Annotated in this window: 7 protein-coding genes; 4 read left to right on the top strand and 3 right to left on the bottom strand. The window is 68.9% G+C overall.

The genetic code is table 11. The features are described 5' to 3' along the window. From AB1609_14145 to AB1609_14160, 4 genes are all read left to right on the top strand, one after another. The coding region (locus tag AB1609_14145; GenBank protein ID MEW6047601.1) for an ABC transporter permease at positions 1 to 384 on the top strand (384 nt) is incomplete at its 5' end. Between the two features lie 500 nt (positions 385 to 884). After that, positions 885 to 1130, top strand: a complete 246-nt coding sequence (locus AB1609_14150) for a hypothetical protein (protein ID MEW6047602.1) — start codon at positions 885 to 887, stop codon at positions 1128 to 1130. Further along, positions 1099 to 1713, top strand: coding sequence for a UbiD family decarboxylase (locus AB1609_14155; GenBank protein MEW6047603.1), 615 nt, complete (start codon positions 1099 to 1101; stop codon positions 1711 to 1713). The genes AB1609_14150 and AB1609_14155 overlap by 32 nt, the downstream gene beginning before the upstream one ends. Before the next feature lie 162 nt (positions 1714 to 1875). Continuing rightward, entirely contained in the window at positions 1876 to 3120 is a 1245-nt protein-coding gene (locus tag AB1609_14160) for a PQQ-dependent sugar dehydrogenase (GenBank protein MEW6047604.1), read from the top strand. Positions 3121 to 3490: 370 nt separating this feature from the next. On the opposite strand, the gene AB1609_14165 is transcribed toward AB1609_14160, so the two are convergent. The 3 genes from AB1609_14165 to AB1609_14175 all read right to left on the bottom strand — a co-directional run. After that, positions 3491 to 4948 (bottom strand): hypothetical protein, encoded by a 1458-nt coding sequence (locus AB1609_14165; protein MEW6047605.1) that lies wholly within the window; start codon positions 4946 to 4948, stop codon positions 3491 to 3493. 31 nt (positions 4949 to 4979) lie between these two features. Next, positions 4980 to 5483 (bottom strand): hypothetical protein, encoded by a 504-nt coding sequence (locus AB1609_14170; protein MEW6047606.1) that lies wholly within the window; start codon positions 5481 to 5483, stop codon positions 4980 to 4982. A 73-nt stretch (positions 5484 to 5556) separates the two neighbouring features. Continuing rightward, on the bottom strand, positions 5557 to 6031 hold a 475-nt coding region (locus tag AB1609_14175; protein MEW6047607.1), incomplete at its 5' end, for a hypothetical protein.

Raw genomic sequence — 6031 nt, forward strand, 5'->3', positions numbered from 1 at the left:
GCGGGGTCAAGGATCTGGAGCTTCGAGGCCAGCCTCTCGGCGTCGGTGGTCGCCGTTGCGCTGCTGGCCGCGACGTCGCTCTCCGGTGTCGGAGTCGCCCTGGGGATGACGCTGCGCTCTGCGAAACTGACCAGCGTCATCGTGCAGGTGCTCTTCTTCCTCATCATGTTTCTTTCGCCGGTGCTTGTGCCGGTGTCCCGTCTTCCCCTGGGTTTGCGAACGGCGTCGGTGCTGTTGCCGTCAACGCACGCGGCGCAGGCGCTCACCCTGGCGCTGGCCGGGCAGTTCGACGGGAGCTTCTGGCTCTCGGTGGCCGCGTTGATAGGGTTCACCCTCGGTTCGCTCGTGCTGGTGCACTGGGCCGTGCCATGGCGGCTGGAATAGGGGGCGTTCGCCCGGGCAACGGCTTGTGTGAGGATTCCCGGTTGCCGGCACGAACGTGAGATCTGTGGCCCCGAGGGCCCTCAATGGCGGGGCTGCCTGCGACTCAGGTAGGTCAGGACTTGTTTTCCGCACGCTCGTGCCCCTGCCCTGTCTCCTCGACCTTGCGGACGACCGAATCAGGCATCCGCTAGAGTGGCTCATCCTGTGGCGCGCGCGGCCGGCGAACCGCCTCCAGGCGAGCGGACACAGGCGGCCCCGGGTTTTCGATGCTCGTCGAACACGCCCCCGGGGGTTCCTCGTCCACGTCTTCGACGGCCGTCGAAAGCGCCGGGTGGGGCTCGGATGCCTGTGCCGAGCGGGCACCGGCGGGTATAATGGGGCCAAGCGACGCAGGTCGTCCGTGACCTGGACATGGCTAGCTTTCGTTCGGTTCGCCCACGCGATAGCCACGTACGCCCCCGACACGATGACGGCCGGAGTCATGAAGTGGGTGACCGCCCATGCCGCAGCGTCGTTTCCGCTGGACAGGAGCGGAGCAGAAGGCCGAGGTCCGGGCGCTATTCATGCGGGCGCTCAACCCGCTGCGCCACAGCCCGCGCCGGAAGCCCCGCGATCCCGAGGCGCTGGAGTCGCTGGCAAGGTTGACCCTTCGGCTCGTACGGGAGGACAGGCGATTCGAACGAATCGGACCCCGGTGGTGGAGGCTTGTGGCGGATGACACGGGAGCAGTTCGTCCGCTTTGTTAGCTCGCCCGACCGGCTCGAACGCCACCTTCGCGCTGCAGCAGCCATCACCCACGTTCTTGCCCCCAGACAGCTTCGGCCCGTGGTGGTGGGCGGGTCGGCCGTGGAGTTTTATACCCGCGGGGCTTACCTCACGGCCGACCTGGCCCTGGTCCTGCCGGGGCTTCAGGAAGCCGGCGAGGCGATGGAACAGCTCGGGTTCGAGCGACACGGAGCCTCTTTCATCCACCCCGATGTGCCCCTCGTCGTCGACTTTCCCCCTTCACCCCTCGCCGGCGACCCCGCCAGGCTTTCGGTAGTAGAGATGGAGGGGCTGCCGGTGTACGTCATTGGCATCGAGGATCTGGTGGCGGATCGCCTTCGGGCCGCAGCCTACTGGAACGACGAAGGGTCGAAAGAGTGGGCCGTCCAGCTTATGGCGGCATACTGGGACGACCTCGACCGGCCCTACCTTCAGCGGCTGGCTGCATCCGAGCCCGACCCTCGCTACGCCCGGGTCGACCAGGAAGCCCGCCGGCTTGCGGAGCACTTGCATCGGGCAGGCGAGGAGCCCCAGACGCCGGGGCAAGAAACCCGGACGACTTAACGAGACAACGAGGTCAGCTGGAGCTCGCCTCACCCCAGAACGGCCTTGCAGCTCTGGGACCCCGATCGTAATAGAACAGGGGGGCACGGAGGCATGCGCTGCCCGTTGTGTGGCGCCCCGCGCCGGCGCGGGGCCGGACAGGGGTGTGGGAGGGGTCGAGGGATGGCGGCAGCTGGGGTTTCCTCGGTTTGGTATCCCATCGCCCGGCGGGAGGAGACCAGGAGACTCCACGGCGAGCGCCCCGGTCTTCGAGGCCTCCGGGGGTGGCTTGCGGCGCTGCTCCTGTTCTCGCTGACCGCCGGCGCCGGCTCGGCGCCGGCCCGAGGCGCGGCCCGCGAGGCCGCCGCCGTCGGAGAGAGCTTCCGGCCCACGGTCGAGGAGGTGCGGGTGGAGACCTGGGTGAGCGGCCTGGAGGTGCCGTGGTCGCTGGTCTTTCTGCCCGACGGCCGCGCCCTGGTGAGTGAGCGGCCGGGGCGGATCCGGCTCATCGAGAACGGGGTGCTGCGCCCCGAGCCCTGGGCGGTGCTCGACGTGCGCCACCGGGGCGAGGGTGGGCTGATGGGGCTTGCCGTGCATCCCCGCTTTCCGGAGCAGCCTTACGTTTACGCCATGATGACCGTGGCCGTGGGCGGCGCGGTCGAGAACCGGGTCGTCCGGTTGCGGGACCTGGGTCTGAGGGGCGAGCTGGACCGCATCGTCGTCCAGGGCATCCCCGGCGGCGACCTGCACAACGGCGGGCGCATCGCCTTCGGCCCCGACGGGATGCTCTACGTGACGACCGGCGAGATCTTCCAGGGATCGAGGGCGCAAGACCTCGAGTCGCTGGCGGGCAAGGTACTCCGGCTGACGCCCGACGGCGGCGTGCCCCCCGACAACCCCTTCGTAGGCAGGCCGGGCCGGGATGAGATCTTCACCTACGGCCACCGCAACCCGCAGGGCCTCGCCTGGCACCCCGAGACGGGGCAGCTCTTCGCCTCCGAACACGGGCCGACGGGGGAGCGCGGCTGGCGCGGGCACGACGAGATCAACGGGCTTGTGCCCGGCGCGAACTACGGCTGGCCTGCGGTGATCGGCGCGCCCGGCGACCCCCGGTTCGTCGATCCCCTCATCTACTGGGAGGCGGGTCTCCCGCCGGCCGGCATGACCTTCTGGCACGGTGAACTCTTCATCGCCACGCTTCGCGCCAACGCCCTCGTCCGTTTGGTCGTCGAGCGCTCCGGATACGCATACCGCGCCCGGCGCATCGAGCGTTGGTTCGCCACCGGGCCGGCGGCAGGCGTCTACGGCCGGCTGCGGGACGCCGCGGTGGGTCCCGACGGGGCCCTGTACGTGCTGACCAGCAACCGGGACGGGCGCGGCCGGCCGCAGCCCGGCGACGACCGGATCCTCCGCATCACGCGCCGTTGACCGACCGCCGCGCCGGCGGCCCGAGCTCGCAGGGCTCTGGTCGCTTTTAGGGCTGTTTTGTGGGGGCAGACCTTGCATTTGGTATATCGGGTCCTGCCGCACCTGTTTGCCTGGGGCACGGCAGGGGTGGTGGCCGTCGCCCTCCGGGAGATGACCGGGAAGGCCCCAGCCTGTAGCCCGAAAATCGCCGGGCGGCCGCACCGTAACCCGTATCATGGCGTTGGCCCCGTGAGCCCGGGACGCGATTGGCAAAAGGCCGGACGGACCCGTCCGCCCGGCCCTGCGGCTGGTGTATTCTCGCCACGCCCTCCATCCGCGGTCCTGCCCTGCCGAGGCGGCAGCCTTCACCGGCAGGCTGCGCCCCGGCCGTTCAGCGCCCGTTGGGCTCCGTGATCCGGAAGGCGAAGCGGAACGCTGGCAGCTTCTCCCCCGGGTGGTCGTCGGCGTACGTCAGCTGCGGGATGCGGGAATTCTCCACGCCGCCGGCGTCCTTACCCTTGTAGATGCCGGGGTACAGGCCGATGAAATGCCAGCCCGGCTCCCCGGTCATCGGCAGGTAAATCGTGACGTCCCCCTGGCTGTTGAACCCGCACGCGTACCCCACGTACCCGTTGTCGTAGACGAGTGTGTAGATGTTGGCCGTCTCCGTCCAGCCGACACCCTTGAGGTGGATGGTGGCGACGGTTCCCGCTGGGCCCGAGCTCGGCTCGATGTCGAAGGCTGAGGGGGTAATGGCAAAATCGGTTGCCGCACTGACTCCACCAGAGGCTCGCGCCTCGATACGGTGAGGCCCGCCCAGGTCATCGAGCGCAGTCAGCGGGAACCGAAACGTTCCCTGGTCGTCCGCACTCGCCGCGCCCAGCACGACGCCCTCTTCGCGCCACCCCTTCCCCGAGACGCGGTTTCCGACCAGCCGGTACCACGTGAGCTGCACCTGTGATCCCGGCGGAAAACCCCTGCCATATACACTGATCGGAGTGCCCACCGGCCCGCTGCGCGGGTCCGTCCAGAGCACCGGCCCGGCCGCTTCGGCCGGCGGCGCCCCGGGCTCCGGCGCAAGCCCCTGCCGGCTGGCGGGCGGCGGCAGCACCGGATCACCGTCTGTGACTTCGAACCGGAAGGTGAACGTAGGAAAGTCGGAGAAGGGCGACTGCTGCAGGTTCATGTAAGGAAACGTGAACGGGCCATTCAAAATCCGCAGCACGTGCGTTCCGGGCCTTCCGGCCGCTGGAATCACGGCCCTCGCCGTCCCTCTGGTGGTCACCGCGGACAGCCATCCGGTGAACCGGTTGTCGTATATCACGAGCCAGCTGTTTTCAGGCAGCTGCCAGCCGATGCCTTTGGCCTCGAGCGTGATGGGCGTGCCGGGCGGGCCGCTGGTCGGGTGCATCGTGATGGTCAAGTCTACGTTGAACAGCGCCTTGTTGCGGATGACCCCGTCCTGCACCACCATCACGTCATGGCTGAACCCGTAGTCTTCGGGAACGGTAAAGGTGGCGGTGAACGCCCCTCGGCTGTCGGCGGTGACTTTCGCCAGCGGCCAGCTCACCGGTGTAAACCGGCGGCCGTGGAACTCGCCGTTGGCCACTTCCCAGCGCCCGTCCACGGTCCGCCACAGCAGGTCCATCACGGCCCCGGGTTCAAAACCCTCGCCTCTGACCGTCACCCGAGTGCCTACGGGGCCGTGATCGGGCTCGAGGATCAGCCGGCCCCTAAACTCCGCTCGTGGCGGCTCGGCCGCCAGCACGGGCGCGGCGACCAGCGTCTGCCCCGCCCACACCGCCAGCAGCGCCGCCAGGAAGAGATAGGTAGCCCTTCGCGCTGGCATGGTTCGCCTCACCCCTTTCCGGGCTGTCGCCCTACTTGGTCGCGGAGCCCGGAAGGATGACCAGCATCGAGCTCTCCACCTCAAACTTCACATTGCTTCCCGTACGCCCGTCCTTTGCCTCCGCGTATATGGTGTAATCCAGCACGCCGCTCGGGTAGCCGGGCGGGATGACCCACGATGTGGCCCAGAAGTAGTCGGTCGGGTTCGTCCTCGGGTGGGGCCCGTACCTGGCTTCAACCACCTGCCCGTCCGCGAGTTCAACCCATACCCGCTTGAGCTGCTTGTCGTCCATCGCCTCCCCGGTCACGGGGTCGATGACCTTGATGCGCCAGACGATCTCCTCGCCATGCAGGTACCGGCTGTTCAGGACGCACACCCGTTCCCGTGGAGCGTTGGTCGAGCCCTGCACGATGCTGTCGACCACGATCAGCGGCGAGCCGCCGGCAGTCCCGGCGGACGCGCCGCCCGCCCAACCGAGGGCTGACACGACGCCCGCCACCACGGTGGCGACCAGCAGCCTTCGCGATCCGCTCATCGAGAAACGCCTCCTCCCCAAACTCGAGCCCGCCCCGAGCGAGCCCGCATGTAGCCAACACTCCGGCTCGCCTTCACCCGGCCGACGGTACCTCGCGTGGCTCGCCGCGCTCCTGCTGCCGCTCGGCTTGCGCCTTCCTTCCCGCCTGCCGGATGGCGCTCAAGGTAAACCCCGTCGTGAGGCCCAGCAGCACCCAGACACCGATGGTCAACCCCCAGGCTGCGACCGCGGTAAGGCGCCGCACCCGGGCAAGCGGCCGAATCGCTCGGGGTTCCGGCGACTCGATACGCTTAAGGTCGACGGTCAGCCTGGTCTCGGCTCCGAGAAGCCGTTCATCGTCAACCACCCGGGCTCTCACCTCGGCCGGCCCCGTAAGGGCCGGCTGCCACCGGAGACGGGCCGTGCCCGTCACGTTCGTCTTCGCCTGGCCGATTCGAACGGGGTGGCGGCCGGTGAACTGGCCGGAGCCGGCGAGGAAGTCGGGTACGAACAAAAACTCGACCGTCCGCATGCCCAGGGGGCGTCCCGTTGCATCGGTCAATCTGGCC

The sequence above is a fragment of the Bacillota bacterium genome (genome assembly GCA_040754675.1).
Lineage (GTDB): Bacteria > Bacillota > Limnochordia > Limnochordales > Geochordaceae > Geochorda.

What these genes read in the sequence shown, in the direction of transcription:
- AB1609_14170 (MEW6047606.1), bottom strand. Translation starts at nt 5,483, where the DNA reads ATGAGCGGATCGCGAAGGCTGCTGGTCGCCACCGTGGTGGCGGGCGTC.
- AB1609_14160 (MEW6047604.1), top strand. Translation starts at nt 1,876, where the DNA reads ATGGCGGCAGCTGGGGTTTCCTCGGTTTGGTATCCCATCGCCCGGCGG.
- AB1609_14150 (MEW6047602.1), top strand. Translation starts at nt 885, where the DNA reads ATGCCGCAGCGTCGTTTCCGCTGGACAGGAGCGGAGCAGAAGGCCGAG.
- AB1609_14165 (MEW6047605.1), bottom strand. Translation starts at nt 4,948, where the DNA reads ATGCCAGCGCGAAGGGCTACCTATCTCTTCCTGGCGGCGCTGCTGGCG.
- AB1609_14155 (MEW6047603.1), top strand. Translation starts at nt 1,099, where the DNA reads ATGACACGGGAGCAGTTCGTCCGCTTTGTTAGCTCGCCCGACCGGCTC.